General features: G+C 63.7%; 15 protein-coding genes. 5 read left to right on the top strand and 10 right to left on the bottom strand.

Annotated elements, in window-relative coordinates; translation table 11 throughout:
* Positions 1–242: hypothetical protein (locus ACTHNZ_RS06700; RefSeq protein WP_440541718.1), on the bottom strand; the 242-nt coding region annotated here is incomplete at its 3' end.
* A gap of 8 nt (positions 243–250) precedes the next feature.
* Between ACTHNZ_RS06700 and ACTHNZ_RS06705 the strand changes: the two genes are divergently transcribed.
* Positions 251–1,687 (top strand): sensor domain-containing diguanylate cyclase, encoded by a 1,437-nt coding sequence (locus tag ACTHNZ_RS06705; RefSeq protein ID WP_440541719.1) that lies wholly within the window; start codon positions 251–253, stop codon positions 1,685–1,687.
* A 20-nt stretch (positions 1,688–1,707) separates the two neighbouring features.
* Here ACTHNZ_RS06705 and ACTHNZ_RS06710 read toward each other — a convergent pair whose 3' ends face one another.
* The 4 genes from ACTHNZ_RS06710 to ACTHNZ_RS06725 all read right to left on the bottom strand — a co-directional run bounded on the left by ACTHNZ_RS06710 (position 1,708) and on the right by ACTHNZ_RS06725 (position 4,977).
* Positions 1,708–2,928 carry a HAMP domain-containing sensor histidine kinase gene (locus ACTHNZ_RS06710; protein ID WP_440541720.1) on the bottom strand — a complete coding sequence of 407 codons (1,221 nt, stop codon included), beginning with the start codon at positions 2,926–2,928 and terminating at the stop codon, positions 1,708–1,710.
* A gap of 134 nt (positions 2,929–3,062) precedes the next feature.
* The gene (locus tag ACTHNZ_RS06715) at positions 3,063–3,746 is read right to left on the bottom strand and encodes a response regulator transcription factor (protein ID WP_440541721.1); all 684 of its coding nucleotides are present in this window, start codon (positions 3,744–3,746) and stop codon (positions 3,063–3,065) included.
* 93 nt (positions 3,747–3,839) lie between these two features.
* Positions 3,840–4,568, bottom strand: coding sequence for a cytochrome c biogenesis CcdA family protein (locus tag ACTHNZ_RS06720; protein WP_440541722.1), 729 nt, complete (start codon positions 4,566–4,568; stop codon positions 3,840–3,842).
* 28 nt (positions 4,569–4,596) lie between these two features.
* On the bottom strand, positions 4,597–4,977 hold the full coding sequence (locus ACTHNZ_RS06725; RefSeq protein WP_440541723.1) for a thioredoxin family protein: 381 nt from the start codon (positions 4,975–4,977) through the stop codon (positions 4,597–4,599).
* 289 nt (positions 4,978–5,266) lie between these two features.
* Between ACTHNZ_RS06725 and ACTHNZ_RS06730 the strand changes: the two genes are divergently transcribed.
* On the top strand, positions 5,267–6,868 hold the full coding sequence (locus ACTHNZ_RS06730) for an APC family permease (protein WP_440541724.1): 1,602 nt from the start codon (positions 5,267–5,269) through the stop codon (positions 6,866–6,868).
* A 120-nt stretch (positions 6,869–6,988) separates the two neighbouring features.
* Here ACTHNZ_RS06730 and ACTHNZ_RS06735 read toward each other — a convergent pair whose 3' ends face one another.
* On the bottom strand, positions 6,989–7,507 hold the full coding sequence (locus tag ACTHNZ_RS06735) for a metal-dependent hydrolase (protein ID WP_440541725.1): 519 nt from the start codon (positions 7,505–7,507) through the stop codon (positions 6,989–6,991).
* Positions 7,508–7,811: 304 nt separating this feature from the next.
* Between ACTHNZ_RS06735 and ACTHNZ_RS06740 the strand changes: the two genes are divergently transcribed.
* Positions 7,812–9,764 carry a putative bifunctional diguanylate cyclase/phosphodiesterase gene (locus ACTHNZ_RS06740; protein WP_440541726.1) on the top strand — a complete coding sequence of 651 codons (1,953 nt, stop codon included), beginning with the start codon at positions 7,812–7,814 and terminating at the stop codon, positions 9,762–9,764.
* Between the two features lie 3 nt (positions 9,765–9,767).
* Here ACTHNZ_RS06740 and mdtD read toward each other — a convergent pair whose 3' ends face one another.
* Entirely contained in the window at positions 9,768–11,165 is a 1,398-nt protein-coding gene (mdtD, locus tag ACTHNZ_RS06745; RefSeq protein WP_440541806.1) for a multidrug transporter subunit MdtD, read from the bottom strand.
* 171 nt (positions 11,166–11,336) lie between these two features.
* On the opposite strand from mdtD, the gene ACTHNZ_RS06750 reads away from it, so the two are divergent.
* Positions 11,337–12,197 carry a LysR family transcriptional regulator gene (locus ACTHNZ_RS06750; protein ID WP_440541727.1) on the top strand — a complete coding sequence of 287 codons (861 nt, stop codon included), beginning with the start codon at positions 11,337–11,339 and terminating at the stop codon, positions 12,195–12,197.
* A gap of 20 nt (positions 12,198–12,217) precedes the next feature.
* Here ACTHNZ_RS06750 and ACTHNZ_RS06755 read toward each other — a convergent pair whose 3' ends face one another.
* Positions 12,218–13,123 carry a LysR family transcriptional regulator gene (locus ACTHNZ_RS06755; protein WP_440541728.1) on the bottom strand — a complete coding sequence of 302 codons (906 nt, stop codon included), beginning with the start codon at positions 13,121–13,123 and terminating at the stop codon, positions 12,218–12,220.
* A gap of 100 nt (positions 13,124–13,223) precedes the next feature.
* Between ACTHNZ_RS06755 and ACTHNZ_RS06760 the strand changes: the two genes are divergently transcribed.
* A complete protein-coding gene (locus ACTHNZ_RS06760) occupies positions 13,224–16,817 on the top strand; it encodes an indolepyruvate ferredoxin oxidoreductase family protein (protein ID WP_440541729.1) in 3,594 nt (1,197 codons plus the stop codon).
* Between the two features lie 75 nt (positions 16,818–16,892).
* On the opposite strand, the gene tssA is transcribed toward ACTHNZ_RS06760, so the two are convergent.
* Positions 16,893–18,005, bottom strand: a complete 1,113-nt coding sequence (gene tssA / locus ACTHNZ_RS06765) for a type VI secretion system protein TssA (RefSeq protein ID WP_440541730.1) — start codon at positions 18,003–18,005, stop codon at positions 16,893–16,895.
* Positions 18,002–22,156: a type VI secretion protein IcmF/TssM N-terminal domain-containing protein gene (locus ACTHNZ_RS06770; RefSeq protein WP_440541731.1), complete on the bottom strand. Its 4,155-nt coding sequence runs from the start codon at positions 22,154–22,156 to the stop codon at positions 18,002–18,004. Before ACTHNZ_RS06770 ends, tssA begins: the two co-directional genes overlap by 4 nt.
* Positions 22,157–22,189 lie beyond the last annotated feature (33 nt).

Here is a 22,189-nt window from a genome sequence, read left to right on the forward strand (position 1 = left end):
AGGGCAACGCGGTGCAAGGAAGTCACATAGCGAGTAGCGGTGACGGCGAACACAGCGGCGAGCAGGAAACGCTTCAGTTTTTTTCGGAAATGCCGTTGACCAGAGATAATCGCATGCAATGCGAGCCTGGACAGGCGGCGTCGCGCCGCTCGAACGAGCGCCACGCGTTCAGGCACTGATACGAAACGCTCTCGCATGTAATCGAGGCATTGGGAGCCGCGATGCTGCGCCGCTTCACTCACGAACCTCGGTGTCGCATCAGCTTTACCCGACGATGGAAGCAACGCTCCTTCAAATTCCTACCCGACGCAACCACCGGCTTGCCGCCATCACCGCCGCCGCGGCGATCGTATGTGCCGTGGTGGCCGTCTGGCCGCTCTTGACGATACAAGGCGCCGTCATGCGGCCGTTCATGCCGATGTTCGCGACCTCCGTCGCGCTCTCGGAAGGGCTGACGGCGTTTCTGTTGTGGACGCAATACCGCGCTTCGGGACGAGCCTATTTCGCCGCAATCGCCAGTGCGTATGCATTCATCGGCGTGACGGCTGCTTTTCATCTGGCCGTCTACCCCGGCGTCTTCGCGACCGAAAACCTAGGCCCGGCGGAGCGCCAAACCGCTATTTGGATCTGGCTGCTTTGGCGCGGCGGGTTCGCAGTGCTGGTGGCGCTCTCGCTCGCCACGCGAACGCGACCGCCGATCGCGAACATGAAAAGACGCACTCAGTACGGGCTGCTGACGATCGGCGGCTCCGTCACGCTTTCCGTTGCACTGTGCGAGGCAGCCATCATCGGACGGCACCGATTGCCGGGCCTCGTGGAGAACGCCGGATCATACCGGCACTTGTCGCCGGGCTGGGCAACGCTGGCGGTGGCCGGCATCTGCGTGACGGCGCTCGGCGTTCACCTTGCCGTCACCAAGCTGCGCACGCTGATGGACCTGTGGCTTGCGGTCGCGCTGTTCGCGGGGCTGGCCGACGTGGCATTGACGCTCGGCGCCGGGGCGCGATACAGCCTCGGCTGGTACGCGGCGAGGATCGCCTCGATGGTATCGGCCAGCGCTTTGCTGGGCATGCTGATGTACGAGACGAGCCGCACGTACTCGAAGCTGGCCGACGCACATCGCGCGCTCAAGGAGTTTTCGGTGCACGACGGGCTAACGGGCGTGTTCAATCGCGCCTATTTCGACGAGCGCTATCCGCAGGAAATGGTAAGGGCTGCCGCATCGGCCCATCCGCTTGCGATTCTCCTCGTCGACGTCGATCACTTCAAAGCGTACAACGATGCCTTCGGGCATCTCGCCGGCGACGAATGCTTGCGCCGGATCGCGCAGACACTGAACCAAGGACTGATCCGTCCGGAGCATTTCGTCGCACGGTACGGCGGCGAAGAATTCGTCGTCGTGCTCCCGGCGTGCGACACGTTCACCGGTATCGCCACGGCCGAGCGCCTGCGCAAATCGGTGGCCGACATGGCGATGGCGGGGCCCGCTCCGCAGATGTCCTGCGTCACGGTTTCGATCGGCCACGCTTCGGCGACGTCGGGAGCGGGCGTGCCGCCGGCGATCTTGCTGGCCAATGCGGACGCCGCCCTATACCGAGCAAAAACGATGGGGCGCAATCGCGTCGAGGATGGCGCGACGGCGCAGTCGTCCGAAACGAGCGGCACCGTGCACTGTTCGGTGAACTGATCGGTTGCCGGGCGCGGCCTTCAATCGCAAGGCAGCGCGATTCGAAACAGGCTGCCGTTGCCTTCCTTCGCTTCGAACTCGACGGTGCCCCCGTTCAGCCCGATCGCCCAGCGGGCGATGGCCAAACCGAGCCCCGAGCCTCCGGTGGCCTGCGAGCGCGCCGCATCGACACGATAAAAGCGCTCGAAGATTTTTTTACGATGCTCGGGTGCGATGCCGGGGCCCGTATCGTCGACTTCCACGAGCGCCCCTCTCGCGGAGCAACGTCTGACTCGAACCGTGATCTCCCCGCCGGCTTGCGTGTATTGGATCGCATTCGCGATGAGGTTGATCAAGGCTTGCTCGAAAGTCGATTTGTCCAACTTGACATGAAGCGTGTCTTCCTCATGAAAGACGAGCGTCTGCCGCTTTTCCTCGGCCAGCACGCGCAAGCATTCGACGACGTCCAACGAGATTTCGCCTAGGCGCGTATCGTCCAAGCTCAACTTCGGAGGCACCGCCTCGGCCCGCGTCAACGTCAGCAAGCCTTCGAGCAAGCGAGCCATTCGGTCTGCTTCTTCGAGCATGCTACCGATCGCGTCTTCATAGGATGCGGTGTCGCCGCCGCCTTTCAATGCGTTTTCGCCCGAACTTCGAATGACGGCCAACGGCGTGCGCAGTTCGTGAGACGCGTCCGCAGTAAAGCGCCTCAACTTTTCGAAAGCATCTTCGAGCCGATCGAACGTCTCGTTGAATACGCTCGCCAAGCGGCCGAATTCATCATGCGGCTTGCCGACGAGCAGCCGCTGTGAAAGGTCCTCCGCCGTAATGGCCTTGGCTTTTCGTGCCATGTCGTCGATGGGCGCAAGAAACCTTCCGGCAAGAAAGTATCCCCCAGGAACACTGACGAGCAAGATACCGGGCACGCTGAAGAGAAGAACGAGCAAGAGCCGATGCAGGTTCTCGACCGTTTGCTGATCGTCCATTGCGACGCCGATCCGCCACTGTCGGCCATCAGCGCGCATGCCAGCCTCCCCGACCGCATAGTGCTGGCCGGGCCGCGAGGCCAGAAACGCGTATCCGCGCGCAGCCGTTCGAACGGGCGCGGCGAGGCCGGTCGCTGCCCAGCCATTGCTGACGTACAGCAGGCGGCCTTCGCCCAGGACATAAAAACTGCACTCCGGCAACGCCTTCTCGATCGACGCCAAGCGATCCGGCGCTTTCGAAACTTCATGCTCGACCAACGTCAAGACGTTGTTCAATCGCGTGCGCGACTGGGCAACGCACCCATATCGGAACGCCAAAAAAACGCAGCCGGCAAATAGCGAGTAAATCAGTGTGATCCATAGGGAAGACCACAGGGCCACGCGCCAGCGAACGGTTCCCGCGAGCACCTTCATGGGGTCGGCGGCCGCGCGATGAACCCCACGCCACGGATCGTCTGAATGATCGGAACCGCGAAGCCTTGATCGACTTTCTTGCGCAGCCGCGCCATATGAACGTCGATGACGTTGTCCAGCGGCACAGCCCTGACCGATACTTTCCACACATCGCGCGCCAGCATCTCGCGAGTCACGACCGTCCCCTGGCGACGCAAGAGATATTCGAGTAGTTCGAACTCCTTCGCGGTCAGTTCTATCGACCGGCCGGCGCGCGATACGTCGCGCGTGATCAAATTCATCGCGAGGTCGGTCACGTTCAGCGTGGTCGCTCGTTCGTCGCCGCGCCGGCGCAGCAGGGCCCGCACGCGTGCAAGCAGTTCCGCGGTAGCGAACGGTTTGACGAGGTAATCGTCCGCACCGCAATCCAAGCCCAGCACGCGGTCCTCCACCGTATCCTTTGCGGTGAGAATGATGGCCGGCATCCGCCAGTCACGCTTTCTCAGCGTCGACAGCACATCGATGCCGTCGCGCCCGGGAAGCATGATATCGAGGATCATCAAGTCGCAAGGCCGTTCGTTGGCGAGAAAGAAACCTTCCTCGCCGGTATGGGCGACGTCTACGTCGAACCCCTCGTGCTCCAGGCTTTCCTTCAAAGCGCGGGCAAGCTTTTTCTCGTCTTCGATAATCAGAATGCGCATCGTCCGTTGTCCGGTCTCCACCGTGCCGAGACGCAAGCATACCCGTTCGAGCCGCACCGAACGCATGAATGGCCGGCTCCCAGCGGATCGAGGTCAAATATGCGTCGTCAGATCGATGAGCCAAGCCGGCGAGCGTTCGGTCATCGCGGCTTCCAGTGTCTTGTCGAGCCCACTCAAGGCCAGTATGCCGAGCGTGCAGAGGACAGCGCCGAGCACATATTTACCGGCGCTGCCGAACGAGGACAATCGCCCGCGCAATCGCGCCGCCGCGGCGCGCGACACTGAGCCGAGCAGCAGCATCGGAGTGGCCGCACCGAAGCCGTAGATCGCCATGAGCAGCGCCACGTCAGCCAAGTTCTTTCCGCGCGCCGCCAGGGCAATCGCCGCCCCCAGCGTCGGCCCGACGCATGGGCTCCATACCGCCCCCAAAGTCAGGCCGATGACGAACTGGCCGCTGCTGCCGCCATATCGCAGCCCCTGAAGCAGGGTCTGCCCGCGGCCGGAGATACCGCCCGCAGCCACGACGAATCGCCGTTGAATCGCGGGCACCATCAATACGAGTCCAACAACGACCAGCAGCACCGCTGCAACATGGCGGAACGCCTCTTCGTCCAACCCGAGCGTCGCGCCCACGGTGGCCAGCAAGATGCCTACCGCGCCGAACGAAAGCGCGGTGCCCGCCGTGAGTGCCAGAGCACCGAAACGGCCCGCGGCCACCGCACTGCCGAGCACGATCGGCAGTAGCGGCAACACACAGGGAGAAAGCGTCGAAAGAACGCCGGACAGATAGCCCAGCACATAAGTCGTCAATCCGAATGCCATCGTCGAGCTCCAGCGATGCGGACCGGCTTCAAAGCGCTTTCGCGAACAGGGCTTCTATCGATTCCTTGTCGGTATCGCCCTGGGAGCGCCCGACCTCGGCATCGCCCTTATAAGCGATGAAAACGCTGCGTTTCGTCAGATGGAGCGATTGCATGATGTCTTTGTCGGCATCGATATCGATGACGAAGACGGTGACCTTCTGGAACTGCGGCTCCTGCTCGATCGACGACAGCAACTCGCGCTGCTTCTTGCAGACGGGGCACCAGGAGGCATCAGTGTGGACGATCACGGGCTTGCCTTCGCGGCGCAGTTCGTCGTAGCGCTGCGCGTCGAAATGGACGACGTCCGCGAACGCTCCAACGTTCATCACGGACAGCAGTGCACCGAAGACAACATGCGAAAACCTCATTTCATTCTCCTTTTTGAGCCGTCTTGCGGCGTGTCGGTAAAGACTATCAGGATGGCTTTCGACATCAACTTAAGCTTTCATGAAGAAAAAGTAAGGAAAGCGCGATAGCGGGCACGGCGGCTGCTTTCCTGAATGGATCAGGCGCTTGCGCTCCCACGCAACATCGCTTTGCCGTAGGGCACGGTTAATCGAAACGTAAGGAGTGCTTAAGTTTCGTTTAACAAGCCGTACCTACATTGAAACGACGCGCCATAGAGCGCTGCGAACAGGTAGGTGCAAGGAGGCAGACATGAGCGATACGTCCAGCCTGACGCTGTCGGGCAAGCTCCGCCGCGATGCCGGCATCATCGGATTGCTCTTTGCGAGCACGACGAGCATGATCGGCTCCGGCTGGCTGTTCGGGGCGTATCACGCGTCGAAGATCGCAGGCCCGCTCAGCATCGGGAGTTGGGTCATCGGTGCCGTCATCATCATGCTGATCGCGCTCTGTTTTGCGGAGCTGGCCGCGCTGTTCCCGCGTAGCGGCGCACTCGTGCACATGAGCCATGCGAGCCACGGCGACGGGCTCGGACGCATTTGGTGCTGGCTGCTTTTCCTGGCCTACGTGCCGGTACCGTCCGTCGAAGCGGAGGCCATCGTCACCTATGCGAACAACTATCTCCCCATATTCATCCTTCCCGGCAGCGCGGGCCTGTTGAGCGTCACCGGCTTCGTCGCGTGCGCCGCGTTGCTGGCCATCCTCGCACTACTCAATCTCATGGTCGTCAGGTGGCTGCTCAACGTCAATTCGACGGTCACTTGGTGGAAAATCCTCGTTCCGTTGCTGACCATCGCCGGGCTGCTGATCGCCAGCACGCACTGGGACGTGCTGCACGCCGCACCCGACACGTACAAGCTATCGGGCATGTTTACGGCGCTGCCGGCGGCAGGCATCGTATTCAGCTATCTAGGCTTTCGCACCGCCATCGATCTCGGTGGAGAAACGGCCAATCCGCATCGCGACATCCCGCTCGCCGTGATCGGATCCGTGATCCTCGCTGCCGTGGTCTATATCCTCTTGCAAGTGGCGTTCATCTGGGCCCTCTCGCCCGCTGATCTCGCGCATGGGTGGGCCGACCTGAGCTTCAAGGGCGAGATGGGTCCGTTCGCTGGACTCGCCGCCACGCTGGGGCTGGGTTGGATGGCGACGCTGCTTTATATCGACGCCTATATCTCCCCGGGAGGCACCGGTCTCATGTACGTCACGGGCGGTTCGCGCATTTTGTTCGCGACGGGAGAGATGGAAGCGGGCCCGCGCTGGCTGGCGAAGATCAATCGGCATCAAGTACCGTGGGTTGCCGTGTTCGTGATGTGGATCGTCGGCGTCATCTTCCTGCTGCCGTTCCCGGCTTGGCAGAAGATGGTCAATTACATCACGTCGATCACCGTGCTCACCTACGGCCTCGGCCCGGTCGCGCTGCTCGTCATGCGCCGCAACCTGCCGGAGGTGAAGCGCCCGTTCCGCATGTGGGCCGCGCCGGTACTGGCACCGATCGCGTTCATTTGCAGCAACCTGGTCATCTACTGGACCGGGTTCGAAACCAACACGTTCTTGTTCTCGCTGGTCGCCATCGGCTTCGTGATCTACGCGCTCTACTACCACCTCGTGCTACGTAAGAGCCCGCGCGATTTCGGCTGGCGACACATCGCCTGGCTGCTGCCTTGGTTCGGGGGCATCTGGATCCTATCGTGGCTCGGCGGCATCGGCGGCGGCCTCGGCGTGCTCCAGTTCGGATGGGACATCTTGGCGGTGACGATTTGGAGCGCGATCGTCATGCTGCTCGCGTTGCGAAGTGCAATCGGCCAGCGCGAAACCGAGGAGATGATGGCCCGGATGAATTTGACGGATTGAGTTGGCTGAAAATCGAGTCGGCTGGAAATCGCGGCATCGGCATCGGCATTGCAATTGCGCGCTCCGAAAGCGCGTACTTCGTGCGCCGAAGCTTCGCGCGATTCGAGGCGAAACGGTAAATCAACGAACGAACTCGCGCAGCCCATGCACGAACGGCGCAATGCGCGGCGCCCACAGCGGTCGGGCCACCCAACACGCTCCCGCCCAAGCGAGCGCGACGACGAGCAGATCACAACGCCCGCTCTTCCACAGATTCAGAGAATGCCGTTTCCAAATCCACGGCACGCCGAGCGGATTCGGCCAATCGGCGAGCAAGTGCATGAGGCCGCCGCAGGCGAAGCCGAACGAGGCAGCGGTAAAAGGGCTGGAAGGATGGAGCGAGCAATACGCGAAAACGAGCGCCGCCGCCCAGCCCACCCCCCAGTGGGTGGCCGTTCGATGCGTGATCCACAACCGCCGCGTACGGCTCCACCACGCGACTTCCATCCAATCGGGCGCGGTACCACCGGCCACGCCCGCCGCGAACGCGATGAAGCTACCCGAATGCCAAGGCCCAGCCGCCCCGGCCTTGGCCACAAGCACTGCCGCAATCAATCCGGCAGCCCAGCCCGTTGCGTGATGTGCGCTGTTCGATGCCATACCGTCGATGCGTCCGTCATCCGAAATCGAAGGGACGGTATTGTCGCAGAAGGGCGCTATGGCGAACGTAAGCGATTGTGATGCCGATTCCGTCCTTGCTACTGCGATCAACGCGTATCCGCGCGTCGGAGGATGCGGGCAGAGCAGTCGAATCCATTCGTTAGACAACAAATTAGATGCAACGAACGCGCTCTCCGCTCGCCCGTCAATACAAGCTCATTCACTTAAAGAAATCGCGCAGGCCGCCGTAAACGGGAAAGAAGCGTTTCATAAAATGTAGACCGACCCGCCCCCCCGAATGCGTTTGACCCGATCATTCGAGCGTAACAACGCGGCGAACATCGCATTGATGCGCAGCCAGTTCGAAGCGTTCTCGCGGCAATTGCCGCTCCTCTATTTCACGCTAGTGGCCAACAGCGTGGCCGTGGCATTCACTCACGTCCACAGCGCGCCGGCCTTCTTGAGCAAGGTCGTTCCCGCCCTGCTGTGCGCCTGCTGCCTGCTTCGCCTCGGCATCTGGGCACGCCGCCGGTCGCTGCGCAGCACGTTGACGGATCGACAGATCGCCGTGCGCATGCGAAACACGGTGATCTTGGTCATGCTGTTCGGTGTCGCGTTCACAGCCTGGGGCTTGAGCCTGTATCCCTACGGCGATGCTTACGCGCGCGCTCACGTAGCGTTCTACATGTCGATCAGCGTGATCGCCTGCATCTTTTGCCTGATGCACATGCGCATCGCAGCGCTGCTGCTCACGGCGCTCGTGCTCGGCCCGTTCGTCGTATTCTTTTCGCTGACGGGCAACGCCGTGCTCGTCGCCATCGCGATCAACCTGCTGCTCGTCGCAGGCGCCATGATCAAGGTGCTCTTGACTTACTATCGCGATTTCGCCGATCTCGTCAATGCGAAGAAGGTGCTCGAAGACAAACAGCAGCAATTGCTCGCGCTGAACAGCGAGAACCTGCGGCTCGCGAACATGGACAGTCTCACGGGCCTGCCGAACCGGCGCCAGTTCCTCAGCCGTCTCGGCAAGCACTTCACGCGCGACGGCTGGGATCAGCAGAGATTCGCCGTGGGCATCGTCGATCTCGATGGCTTCAAGCAAGTCAACGACTTGCACGGCCACCGCGCGGGCGATGCCCTGTTGTGCGAAGTGGGGGATCGATTGCAACGGTTCGCCGGCGATGAGTTGCAGATCGCTCGGCTTGGAGGAGACGAGTTCGGCCTGCTGTTCGGCCGCGTCTCGACCCAGGACGACATCGTTTCGACGAGCGCGGCCATCTGCGACGCATTGCGAGAGCCGTACGAGCTTCCTCGAGCGACCGTGCGGATTTCGGCCACCGTCGGCATCGCTTTGTTTCCCGAAGCGGGCCGCACGGCCGAGCAACTGTTCGAACGCGCGGACTACGCGCTTTATCACGCCAAGGCGCATCGCCGCGGGCAGACCACGATCTTCTCGGACGAGCACGAAAGCGCGATCCGGCACCTCGGCAGCATCGAGCAAGCGCTGCGGCAAGCGGATCTGGAGCAGGAGATGACGCTGCATTTCCAGCCGATTCTGAACGTCGGCACGGGCGAAGTCGTGTCGTACGAATCGCTGGCCCGCTGGCACAGCCCCGCGCTCGGCGCCATCGCACCCGACGTCTTCATTCGAATCGCGGAAAAAAGCGATCTCATTCACGAACTGACGGCGGTGCTGCTGCGCAAGGCGCTCGCGTTCATGGAGAACGGCGATTCGTGCGTCGGCGTCTCGTTCAATTTGTCCGCACGCGATCTCGCCTCGCCGGCGGCGGTCGAACGGATTCGCGACATCGTGCGGCACAGCAACCTCGACGCGAGCCGGCTCACGTTCGAAGTGACCGAGACCGCCGTGATCGAGGATTTCGCGAAAGGTCGTGCCGCGCTGTCCCAATTGAGTGCGCTCGGCGCGAAAATCGCGCTAGACGACTTCGGCACCGGCTACTCGAGCTTGCATTGCATTCACCAGTTGCCGCTGAACAGCGTCAAGGTCGATCGGACGTTCGTGAAGGATATCGAGCGTGACACGCTCGCGCAGGGCATCGTTCGCAGCATCGTCGAGCTGTGCCGCAGCCTGCAATTGAATTGCGTGATCGAGGGCGTGGAGACGGCTCGGCAAGCGGCCGTATTGTCCGACCTCGGCTGCCGGCTCATGCAGGGCTATCACTTCGGCAAGCCCGCCGCCATGACTACGCCGCCTGCGCAGCGCATGCCGGCCGCGACCGGCACGTCCGGACGCTGAGCGCTACGGCCGGCCGAGGGCAGCCGGCTTCGCTGACGATGCGATAACCGGCGCCTCTTCGATCCGGCGGAAGACCAGCGCGGCGACGAGCGTGATGCCACCCACGCAGACGAAGCTCATGCGGAACCCTACGATCGCCGATCCCCATTGATCGGAAAACAGCTTGACGAGCGTGCCGCCGATCGACACGCCCAATCCCATCGCGAGCATCTGCACCATCGAAAAAAGGCTGTTGCCGCCGCCGGCATCTTCGTGCGACAGCCCTTTCAGCGTGACGCTGTTCATCGCCGCGAACTGCATCGAATTGGCCCCTCCGAAGACGACCAGCACGGCGATCGCGACGATTGCCGGGGTGCTCTGCGTCACGAGCGCGAAAGCGACGATCGACAGCCCGACGATCAAGGTATTCACGAGCAAAAACGTGTCGTAGCCATACCGGCGAACCAAGGGTGCGATCCAGCGTTTGGCGATCGTCCCCGAGAGCGCAGCGGGCAGCATCATCAATCCGGACCGCAACGGCGAGTAGCCGAGCTGGAGTTGCAGCAGCAAGGGAACGAGGAACGGAACGGCACTCGATCCGATCCGGCTCACGAGATTGCCGATCAACCCCACGCTGAAATTCGGCTCGCGAAACAGCGATAACTTGAACAGCGGATTGCGGCGGCCCCGCGCATAGGGCACGTACGCGAGCGCCGCGACGACGCCGAGCACGAACAGAGCGACGGACCATGCGGTGCGATGCGATTGCACGGGCGCATCGACGGCCAGCGAGAAAGCGATCATGCACAGGGAGAGCAGCGCGCAACCGGCCAAGTCGAATCGCGGCGCTTGGGTACCGACGGCACGCGGCAGATAACGATGGACCGCCAACATCCCGATCAAGCCGATCGGTACGTTGATCAGGAAGATCCAATGCCAAGAAATCGCTTCGACGAACCATCCGCCGAGCGTCGGCCCCACGATCGGCCCGACTTGTCCGGCGACGGAAATCATGGCGAGCGCCGAGACGTATTGCTCGCTGCTGACGCTGCGCAGCACGGCGAGCCGGCCGATCGGCAGCAGCATCGATCCGCCGATGCCTTGCAGGACGCGCGCGATGACGAGCTGACCGAGCGTATGCGAGCTTGCGCAACACACCGACCCGAGCACGAAGATCAGGATGGCCGTGAAATAGACGCGGCGCGTGCCGAAACGATCGGCGAGCCAACCTGAGGCCGGGGTCAGCGTGGCCATCGTGAGCGTATACGCAACGATGGCCCACTGCATCACGAGCGGCCTCACGCCCAGGCTGTGAGCGATGGACGGCAGCGCCGTGTTGACGATCGTGGTATCGAGCGCCTGCATGAAGAATCCGGCGGCGACGATCCACAACAGCGCTGTTCGAGAGGTGTCCTGGTTCATGGCGATGAGTTCGATCGCGCGGCCGAACCGGAAAAACCGCCGTTCGACCGAGACGCCGACCGGGGCTCGCGCAATCGTTGAAAACCCGTACATGATATTGGAATCGGTTTCCATCGAGAACCCCACTAGCGGCATTGACTGTTATCGGTATTCTCGATAACAATGGCGCGCATGCTCAATCCCGTCTGGCTCAAGACTTTCGTCACCGTCTCCGCTTGCCATAGCTTTACCGAGGCGGCGCGCAGCCTTGGGCTGACGCAATCGAGCGTCAGCGAGCACATTCGCCGCCTCGAAGAGGCCGTGGGGCGGCGGCTCCTGATGCGCGACACGCATTCGCTGGCGATGACACCCGACGGCGAGGCGATGCTTGCGCATGCCGGCGTGATCCTGCAGGCGTTGAATCGCGCGGAATCGCAGTTTCGTGGGCCGCGGCTAAAAGGCCGGGTGCGCCTGGGATCGTCCGACGATATCGCGCTCGGCCCGCTGCCTACCGTTCTCGCCGCGTTTCGCAACGCGCATCCGGACGTCGAGCTGGAGATCATGATCGGCATGACCGGAAGACTGTACGAGTTGCTCGATGCCGGATCGATCGATCTGTTGATCGGCAAACGGCGGCTCGGCGACAAGCGCGGCGTTCCGTTGTTTACCGGGCGGCTCGAATGGCTCGCGAAAACGGGCACGCTCGTCGATCTCGAGCAACCGCTGCCGTTGATTCTCGTCGCCGAGCCTAGCGTGACGCGCGCGGTCGTGCTCGATGCCCTTGCCCAGACGGATTTTCGTTGGCAAGTGGTCTGCACGAGCAGCAGCCATTCGGGCTCGATTGCGGCCGCGCGCGGCGGCCTCGGCATTACCGTGCGTCCACAATACGTGTCCGCGCGCGGGCTGTCCCAACCGGTCAACGCCGCCAGCTTGCCGGTACTGCCCGACATCGAGTTCATCGCGCTGGCGGCGAAGCGGCTGAGCCGTCCAGCGGAGACGCTGCTGCAATTGCTGTATGACAGCGATTTGCGCGGGTCTTGGGAGGGGGAGTGAGCAGCGCTCGCCCTGGAACACTAAGTGCTGCATGCGTGTATCAGAAACTGCTGCAAGGCGGCGGCGGGCCCGCTCAACTGCCCCCCCTTGCGCCAGATCATGCCGGCATCCATCTGCGGCACGGCATCTAAGATCGGCCGCGCTTCGATGCGCTTGCCTTCGAGCGACCAAGGCCGAAACACCATATCCGACAAGATCGTGACGCCGAAGCCATGCGCGACGAGGCCGCGCAACGCCTCCATCGACGTCGTGCGGAACGCGACGTTCGGCTCGAGCCGCTTCTTCTTCCAATAGCGCAGCGTCGATTGCTCCGCTTCATCCACGGTGATCAGGATGTAGGGATGAGGCGCAATGTCCTTCAGCGAAGGCGCATCCAACTGAGCCAACGGATGCATGGGTGCCACCCACAACTGCCGCCGCGAGCGGATCAGCACCTGACTGCCGAAGCGGCTCAGCCGATCGACGTTCGTGAGCAGCACCACGCCGATCTCGACCTCACCCTCGAGCACGGCCCGTTCGATATCCGCACGCTCCATATCGCGCAGATCGAAGTCGATGTACGGATACGTCGCGCGAAAACGCGCGAGCAGATCGGGCAGGAAGTACCCCAATACCGTGTAGGACCCGGCGATGCGGACGACGCCGCGCATGTCGTGCGACCGGAACGGCGGCTTATGCACGGCATCTCGCGCTGCCTCGAGAACACGCCTCGCATGATTGTAAAAATCCTGGCCATCCGGTGTCAGCGCAACCCCATGCGGCAGCCGCTCGAACAAGCGCGTCCCGAGCCCGCTCTCGAGCGCCAGCACGGCATTCGTGATCGCCGATTGGGAGACGTGCTCGTCGGCCGCCGCCATCGAGAACTGCCCCGTTTGCGCCGCCGCCACGAAGTAGCGCAGCTGCCGCAACGTAAGATCGAATGACATCCGTTTTTCGAATACCTGGATTGATTATTTGTGATTTTACGATATCGACCGCCATTCCTATACTCGCTTGGAATATCGAGATAGCAGGAGACACCCCCACATGAACGCGCCCGATCTCGCGGCAGGCCTATCCGCTCAGCCTCCGCAGCCCTCGCTGCCCCTTGACGCACCCGTTTCGCTCGACGACAAATACACGCTCGAACGGGGGCGCGTCTACATCAGCGGCACCCAGGCTCTGGTGCGCTTGCCGATGCTGCAAAAGGCACGCGACAAGAAGGCTGGCCTCGATACGGCGGGCTTCATCTCCGGCTATCGCGGCTCGCCGCTCGGCGGGCTCGATCAGGCGCTATGGAAGGCCAAGCAGCACCTGAAGGCAAACGACGTCGTCTTCCAGCCCGGGATCAACGAAGATCTGGCTGCCACCGCGGTCTGGGGCTCGCAGCAAATCAATCTGTGGCCCGGCGCGACGCGCGACGGCGTATTCGGCATGTGGTACGGCAAAGGGCCCGGCGTGGACCGCACGGGCGACGTGTTCAAGCACGCCAATTCCGCCGGCAGCGACGCGCGCGGCGGTGTGCTCGTGCTCGCCGGCGACGATCATGCGGCAAAGTCGTCCACCGTGGCGCATCAATCGGAGCACGCGTTCATCGCCGCTGGCATCCCTGTGTTGTATCCGGCGAACGTGCAGGAATACATCGACTACGGGCTGCACGGATGGGCGATGAGCCGCTATTCCGGCCTCTGGGTCGCCATGAAGTGCGTGACCGACGTCATCGAATCGAGCGCCTCGATCGATCTCGATCCGGACCGCGTCGAAATCGTCACGCCGGCCGACTTCGCCATGCCGGCCGGCGGGCTCAACATTCGATGGCCGGATGCCCCGCTCGTGCAGGAAGCACGCCTGCTCGACGAGAAGTGGTATGCCGCGCTCGCCTACGTGCGGGCGAACAAGCTGAACCGGATCGTCATCGATTCGGACAAGCCGCGCTTCGGCATCATCACCGCGGGGAAAGCCTACCTCGACGTGCGCCAAGCGCTCAGCGATCTCGGCCTCGACGACGAAACCTGCGCACAGATCGGCCTGCGTCTGCTCAAGGTCGGTTGCGTCTGGCCGCTCGACGCGCAAGACGCGCGCGCGTTCGCCACCGGTCTCGAAGAGATTCTCGTCGTCGAGGAGAAGCGTCAGATCCTCGAATACGCATTGAAGGAAGAGTTATACAACTGGCGCGAAGACGTGCGCCCGAAGATCTACGGAAAATTCGACGAGCGCGACAACGCCGGCGGCGAATGGTCGGTCCCGCGCGGCGATTGGCTGCTGCCGGCACACTACGAGTTATCGCCCGCCCTGATCGCGAAGGCCATCGCGCGCCGGCTCGCGCGCGCAGAGCTGCCCGCCGACGTGCGCGCCCGCATGCTCGCGCGCATCGCCATCATCGAAGCAAAGGAGCGCGAAGCGGCCAAGCCCCGCGTCACCGTCGAGCGCAAGCCGTGGTTCTGCTCGGGCTGCCCGCACAATACGTCGACGAACGTGCCCGAAGGCTCGCGTGCCATGGCCGGAATCGGCTGTCACTACATGTCGCTCTGGATGGACCGCAAGACCGAGACGTTCAGTCAGATGGGCGGCGAAGGCGTGGCCTGGATCGGGCAGATGCACTTTTCGGGCGACAAGCACGTTTTCGTCAATCTCGGCGACGGCACGTATTTCCATTCGGGGCTGCTCGCGATCCGCGCCGCCATTGCCGCCAGCGCGACCATCACCTACAAGATCCTCTACAACGATGCCGTCGCCATGACGGGCGGCCAACCGATCGACGGCGTGCTGACCGTCCCGCAGATCGTGCACCAGGTGCACGCCGAGGGAGCGAAGCGCATCGTCATCGTCACGGATGAACCCGAGAAGTATGAGGGCGTCACGCTGCCGGCCGGCGTCGACGTTCATCACCGCGATCGGCTCGACGCCGTTCAGCGCGAACTGCGTGAGATCGCGGGCACGACGGTCCTCATCTACGATCAAACGTGCGCAACGGAGAAGCGCCGCCGCCGTAAGCGTGGCACCTATCCCGATCCGGCGCGGCGCGCGTTCATCAACGATGCCGTGTGCGAAGGATGCGGCGATTGCTCCGTGCAGTCGAATTGCCTATCGGTCGAACCGCTCGACACGCCACTCGGCACCAAGCGCAAGATCAATCAATCGTCGTGCAATAAAGACTTTTCATGCGTGAAGGGCTTTTGCCCGAGCTTCGTGACGGCCGAAGGCGCGCAGCTTCGCAAGCCCAAGGCTGCAATCGGTGCGGATGCGGGTGCGGCCGAGACCGCTTTCGATGCATTGCCCACGCCGTCGCTGCCCGCCCTCGCTCGCCCTTACGGCATTATCGTCACGGGCGTCGGCGGCACGGGGGTCGTGACGATCGGCGGGCTGATCGGAATGGCCGCCCATCTCGAGCGCAAAGGCGTAACGGTGCTCGACATGGCAGGGCTCGCTCAGAAAGGCGGCGCCGTGCTGAGCCACGTTCAGGTCGCGGCCTCGCCCGACGGGCTCTACGCCACGCGCATCGCGACAGGCGAAGCGCGGCTCGTCATCGGTTGCGATGCGATCGTCTCGTCCTCGAACGAGGTACTTTCGCGCACGCAGCGCAACGTGACCTCCGCCGCGATCAACAGCGGCGGCACGCCGACGGCCGACTTCGTCAAGAATCCGCACTGGGTGTTCCCAGGCACGCAGACGGAATCGCAGCTTCGCGAGGCAATCGGCGAAGACTGTGCGTTCATCGACGCCAACGCGCTCGCCCTATCGCTGCTGGGCGACACGATCTACAGCAATCCGCTGCTGCTCGGCTTCGCATGGCAGAAGGGCTGGCTGCCGCTCGAACGGTCGAGCCTGCTGCGCGCGATCGAGCTCAATGGCGTGTCCGTCGACAAGAATCTGCGAGCCTTCCACTGGGGCCGATACGTCGCCCATCATGGGGCTACCGCCGTCCAAGCGCTCGTCAAGGCGAGCGTCGCCAAGCCGCGCATAGAGGCTCAGTCGCTCGACGAGTTGATCGCGGCACGCGAGGCATGGCTGACCGACTATCAGGACGCGGCCTACGCGCGGCGCTATCGCCAAGCGGTTGATCGGATCCGTGAAAAGGAAATTCAAGTCGCTCGCCATTCCGGCCTCACGCTCACGAAGGCCGTTGCCGAGAATCTCGCGAAGCTGATGGCCTATAAGGACGAGTACGAAGTCGCCCGCCTTTACGCCGACCCGAGCTATCTGGACAAACTGCGCGCGCAATTCGAGGGCGAACCGGGACGCGACTACAGGCTGAACTTCTATCTCGCACCGCCTTTGCTCGCGAAGCGCGACGAGCACGGCCATCTTCGGAAGAAGCGGTTCGGCCCGTGGGTCATGCCCGTCTTCAGGATGCTCGCGCGCATGAAAGGCCTGCGCGGCACGGCGTTCGACGTCTTCGGCAAAACGGCCGAGCGCCGCGGCGAGCGGCAGTTGATCGTCGATTACTTGGCACTCGTCGACGAATTTTGCGCCACGCTGGACGAGCATCGGCTCTCGAGCGCACTCGAGCTCGCGCGGCTGCCTGAGGAAATTCGCGGCTTCGGACATGTCAAGGAACGCAATGCCGTTGCCGCTCGGAATAAGAAGGGACGGTTGCTGCAAGCCTACCGGGAAGCGCAGCGGCTGGCGGTCGCTGCATGAGTGCCGCGTGTTCCGCGGCGCGGCTCGCCGTCGCCGCGGCGATCGGGGCGATCGGGGCGGCCGCCGTGCAGACGGCTACGGCTCCACGCCCAACATCGCCATGTACCGCCCGAGATCGCCTTCCTGGCTGACGATGTCGCGCATCAGTTCGGGCAGCGGCATACGGCCCCAACTGACGGCGCGCGCGAGCAGATAAGGCGTCGGGCTGTGGGGCTCGTGCTCGGCGAGATAGCGCGCGATGTCTTCGAGAAGCCGGTACGCATGCGCGCGATCGACGATGTGGTCGAGCGTGACCGGTAGCGCTCGTGGCTGCATGCCGACCTCCAATTGCGAATCGTCGAGTGGGGACACGTGAATTTCGGTGGTTTCGGATGGTGCTTCCATCGTCGGCTCCTCATCCTGCGCGTGACTGCCGCGCAGCGCACGCGCGGCACGCTGCAACTCGCCCAGAGTCGTCTTGACGCGCGCGAAGCTCGGCGCGTTGTCATCCAAGCGATCGTCGAGCCGACGCGCCAAATCGTCGATGGCGGTCTGCACGCTGCCGACCGTGCGCTCGAGCTGCCGCAGCAAGGCCAGATTCGAGCCTTGCGCCGCTTCCCGATCGAGCATTTCTCTCGGCAAATGCGTGGGCGGCGCGTCGTCGTCCTGTTGCAGCGAGGCTGCCACGACGCGCTGCCAGTCGTCGAGATTGATGAAGCCGGGCTCGACGGATAGGCCGATCAACGGAACGTGCAGCTTCAGCACGATCTCGAGCTTACGGCTGATCCAATGCAGCGGTGCCGCGCGCGCATCGGTGTCTTGCCCGTCGATTTGCGGATGGGCATGATCCCAGAAGCGATCGACGAACTCGGTCAACAGCCGCATCCCGGCCATCATGCCCTCGAGGCGGTAGAGCCGCGTCCACGCCTCGCAGAGCCATACGGCAAGATGAAAATCCTTGCTGCGCCGTGAAAGGGCCTCGGCGCTGAGCGATGCGACCGTTTGCCAGTCGGCTTTGATCAAAGGGCGCTCCCACTCGCCCATCGGCAGCGAAGGATCGTCCTCGCGCTGCGCATCGCGTATCTGCTGCCAGACGGGATCGGAACGCAACGACACGCCGACGCCGTCTCCATCGGCCAACGGAGCCAACAACGGCCCCAGATCGACCGCAAAACTCAGCTCGGCTTCGATCAGATCGGACGGGTTCATGAGTTCGTGCTCCAAGTCGGGGCGTGAGTCGGAAAACTGTTCGGCCAAGCGAGCGGGATTTTCTTGCCGCCCGGGCTCAGCCGCACGCGCACGAAAACGCGCCCGCGCGGGTACTTCGACACGAGCGCCGCATCGGCGGTGTTCGACGTCTCCAGCGGAAATTCGAACTTCAGCAGGGACGAGGCGGCGCTCGCCCTCACCGTCGTATCGGCGACACGCTGCTCGGAGACGAACGAAATCAGTGCCCACGGATCGGCGAACTGCCACGTCAGCGTCGTCCCATCGGTCGTGAAATTACGCTGCGCGGGATCGTTCTTCGCCGCCAGCGGCGAATTCTTCGCAAAGCGCAGCACGAGCGTGACAGGCATGCCGTACTCCCAATGCAGCGAATGCGGCGCGTCTTGCATCGACAGACTGTGCTCGCCGATCTTGAGCGTCCAATCGATCAATTGATTGCCGGCCACCTCCGCCGTGCGATCCGCGCGGAAATCGACGTTGACGTCGTAGCCGGCCGTCACGCCGTCGGCACCCGGATACAGCGGCGCGAGCAATGCGTCCACCGGATCGAACTCTTCGACGAAGCGCCGCACGGCATCCGCGCGAATCGCCCGCACGCCGGGCCCGCCGGCCGAACGCAAAGCGGAGGCCACCTGCTCGTAACGCTTGAGCGCCACGCCGAGCTCGCCGTAGTCGGCCGGCGTCGCTTGCGCCTCGGTCAGCCGGACCGGCTGCAATGGCCCGCCGAACGGCCGGCGCCACGCGACGCCCTGATTGAACACCGACGCGAAGCCGTCCCATTCGCCGCGAAGCCTATCGGCATAGGTCGACCCGCAACGCGCGAGCAAGCTATCGTATAGCCGCATGTGCAGCGACGTGAAGTAATCGCCGCCGACACCGGCCGGACGAGCCGGAAAGCGGTCCACGCAATCGCTGGCGTTCGGATCGGCGGCGACCGTCTGCAGGAACTGCTCGAGCATGAGCAGCCCGCTGTTCGGATTCTTGAGCTGGTAGCGATCGAGATCCGCAACGATCGCTTGCCAGCGCTGCGCGAGCGGCGAGTTGGCATCGGCGGCGTCGAGCGCCGACAGATACGACTTCGCTTGTTTGCCGAGATCGAGCGCGCGCAGCGACTGCTGCTGAAGATAGGCATTGAGCGCGCCGGCATCGTTGACGCCGAATGCCGCGAGAACCGGCCTGACGCTGCCCGAGCCGATGCCCGCGGGGCGCGTCGCATATAGATCCGATTGCGTGAGCGCATTGTCGACGAGCCGTAGATGCTGCATGGCATCGCTGGAAACGAGCGTATCGAGATCAGCCGCCTGCGCGTTCGCCCCCATTTCCACGAGCGCGGCCCGAATCTTCACGAGCCGGGTGCGCGCGGCGTCGAATGCCGTGCCCGTCGGGTCGCCGTCCGTGGGCGACACGGCAGCCGCCGACGCCACTTGATCCAGCACGAGGCGCGCGAATTGCGCATCGAGCGCCTGCAGCACGGCCGGCCGCACGGCATCGGGGAACGTCGTCAGACCTTCGGCTAGATATTTCTTGCGCTCGTCGCCGAGCGCGATCGCCTGATCCAACTGCGTCCGGTCCCACGTTACGGTCGAACCGTCGGGCACCGCGGGCAACGGCAGATTGCGCGGCGCCACCATGAACGGCTGCGACAACAGCTTCGCCAAGCCGTCGCGCAACGCCAGCCGCCCGGGCGAAACCACGTAGCGCGCGTCCTTGTCGGTCCAGACGATGCCGCTGTCGGAACTGCCGAAGCGCTGCGCCATCTCGCTCGCGAACACCTGGAACGCCGTGCCGGAGCGTTCGCGCAGCCGCGCGACGAGATCGGCGCCGAGCAGCCGGTTCTGGGCGGCGCGGATGAACGTACGATCCCAGACCGGGCCTGGATTGAATTGCGTTTGATGCATCCAGCCGGCCTTGCCCGCGGCGAGCAGGTTTTGCTGCGTATCGATGCCGGCGACGATGGCGCGATAGGCCGCGCTCGTCTGCCCGAAATCGCCCAGGCCCACGCTGCCGACCGATAGCGCGTCGATCTTGCCCGTCACCGCGCGCTCGGCCGCAAGCAACGGATTGGCCGTGAACATTTGCGCGTCGAGCTGCTGCGCACCCTTGTCGAACGTGCAGCGCACGGCTTGCTCGATCACCGGCAAGTTCAAGCCGCCGGTGCCGTCGGCCGCGTAGGCATCGCCATGGCCCGACCCATCGTGATAGAAATAGCGCAGGCTGCCCGCCACGTTGCCCTGCAACTCGGTGCCGAACGCATAGCGCACGACGAGCCTGAGCGCCTCTTCGTTGCCGAGCGACGGCCTCTGCAAACGCTGCATGGCCGCCAGTGCCGCATCGAGCTGATCGGTGCCGGCCACGTAGCGCTGCATCGCATGCATGGCAGGCAAATCGTCCACGGCCAAGCTCGTGACGATCGACGAGTCGCCGCCGATCGAAGGGGCCGCGCAATCGTCGCCGACGATCAGTTGCCCCGTGCTCGGATCGGTCGCCACGCCGGTCATGCTGCTCACGTGCGCCAGCATCTCTCGCTCGAGCGCCGTCAGCGCGATCTCGCCGAACTCGTGCTCGAATCGGCCTCGCACGCGTTGATCGAGGTCGTCGAACACGCTCCACGAGCCCGGCATGAAGACGGTCCACAACGTGCCGATATGCTGACTGTTCATGCTGATCAGCGATAGCGTCTTGCGGCGGTACCAATCCGACGGCAACGATTCGCCGCCGCGCGCTGCCGCGTCGCGCTCCTGCGCATCGGCGTGCAACTCGTTCAAGGCGGCGACGAGCCGGGGATTGCGGTGGCTCAATGCGAGCGTGGCGCCCGTGAGCCCGAGCGTCCAGCCGCCCAGCAAAGCGATCGCGCCCCAGCGCATCGTCCGGTGCAGCATCGGCCGAGTGAGGTGTTGCGAGCGCGACGGCCGCGTCAGCCCGTATTCGAGGAAGATTTTCTTTTCGAACAGGTCGCGCAAGAACGCCGGCTGCAGCATCAAGTCGTTCAGCACCCCGCCCTCGCCGTGTCCGCCATGCTCCGCATCGGCGGTGTCGGCATCCGGTGAGAGACGAGGTTCCGCACGCTCGGCGTAGGGGTCGTGGGCCTCGGGCGATTCCGGCAGTGCGGCCTCGCCGGCTTCTTGCCGCGTCTCGCCGCGCAGCGCAAGCTCGCCGCTATCTCCCGTCAGATAGATGCCTCTGAAGAAGAACGGCTCGTGGTACGCGCTCGGCCGCATCAGTTCGTCGACATAAAGCTGCAATTGCGCGCGGACCGCATCCATGCGCGCCGGCAGCAACAGGCATCCCTGTACGTCGAGCATCCCCGTATCGAGCGTGAAGAGTTCGGCGCTCGCGTCGGACACGGCGCGCTCCATGCTGCCCATCGCCGTATCGACCCAACTCGACTGGTAGGTCGTGGACAGATCGAACGGCGAGGACCAGCCGAGCATGCTCGCGCGCAGCGGCTCGGGCAGCGCCCGCGCGAATGCCGCGAAACCGGGCAAGTCTTCGCAGCCGGTGATGACGACGTAGACGGCGAACCGCATCGCGAAGCGATTCTGTGCGAGCCACAGCCGGCGGTGCGCGAGCTTCGCGTGGCGCTCGAGCTGCAGGCGCGCGTCGGGATGATCGGCGAGCAGCATCGCCGCCGGCACGGTTACGACGACCGAGTCGAAGGGGCGCTGCGGCCGGTAATTGCGGCACAAGCTCAGGAATTCGTCCCAGGGCTTTTCATCGCTGCTTTCGTCGGGAGAGCCAAGATACGCGGCCTTGATGTCGATCACGACGCCGCGATCGAAGAAATTCCACGAAATGCCCTGGATGGCGGCAGGATTCGCTGCCTCGGAACTCAAGACGCTCGCGACGCCCGCCTGCGCGATGGGCAGCGGACGCGGGTCTTCCCCTTCGTTCAGGACGATGACCCACGGCACGTTGTAACGCTCACTGCGCGAGGCGATATTGCCTTCGATCAGCTCGACGGCGTGACGAAACGCATTGCGCAGCGAATCGGTGCGCAGCCGGACGATCTTGCGCTCCGCCGCCGGCTTGTTTTGCGCGTTGTGCGCCGCGATCCAAAGCACTGCGCCTAGCACGGCGAGCACGACGAGAATCAGAACGGCGACCGACAACAGGAACAGGTTGCTCGTCAGCATGGCACCACCTCCGTGGTGGTCGAACGACGCATT

Source organism: Trinickia sp., from assembly GCF_051953955.1.
Classification (GTDB): Bacteria; Pseudomonadota; Gammaproteobacteria; order Burkholderiales; family Burkholderiaceae; genus Trinickia.

Excerpts from the sequence above, each read along its gene's own strand:
- ACTHNZ_RS06715 (WP_440541721.1), bottom strand. The coding sequence starts at position 3,746 with ATGCGCATTCTGATTATCGAAGACGAGAAAAAGCTTGCCCGCGCTTTG.
- tssA (WP_440541730.1), bottom strand. The coding sequence starts at position 18,005 with ATGAACCCGTCCGATCTGATCGAAGCCGAGCTGAGTTTTGCGGTCGAT.
- ACTHNZ_RS06770 (WP_440541731.1), bottom strand. The coding sequence starts at position 22,156 with ATGCTGACGAGCAACCTGTTCCTGTTGTCGGTCGCCGTTCTGATTCTC.
- ACTHNZ_RS06720 (WP_440541722.1), bottom strand. The coding sequence starts at position 4,568 with ATGGCATTCGGATTGACGACTTATGTGCTGGGCTATCTGTCCGGCGTT.
- ACTHNZ_RS06730 (WP_440541724.1), top strand. The coding sequence starts at position 5,267 with ATGAGCGATACGTCCAGCCTGACGCTGTCGGGCAAGCTCCGCCGCGAT.
- mdtD (WP_440541806.1), bottom strand. The coding sequence starts at position 11,165 with ATGAACCAGGACACCTCTCGAACAGCGCTGTTGTGGATCGTCGCCGCC.
- ACTHNZ_RS06725 (WP_440541723.1), bottom strand. The coding sequence starts at position 4,977 with ATGAGGTTTTCGCATGTTGTCTTCGGTGCACTGCTGTCCGTGATGAAC.
- ACTHNZ_RS06735 (WP_440541725.1), bottom strand. The coding sequence starts at position 7,507 with ATGGCATCGAACAGCGCACATCACGCAACGGGCTGGGCTGCCGGATTG.
- ACTHNZ_RS06760 (WP_440541729.1), top strand. The coding sequence starts at position 13,224 with ATGAACGCGCCCGATCTCGCGGCAGGCCTATCCGCTCAGCCTCCGCAG.
- ACTHNZ_RS06750 (WP_440541727.1), top strand. The coding sequence starts at position 11,337 with ATGCTCAATCCCGTCTGGCTCAAGACTTTCGTCACCGTCTCCGCTTGC.
- ACTHNZ_RS06755 (WP_440541728.1), bottom strand. The coding sequence starts at position 13,123 with ATGTCATTCGATCTTACGTTGCGGCAGCTGCGCTACTTCGTGGCGGCG.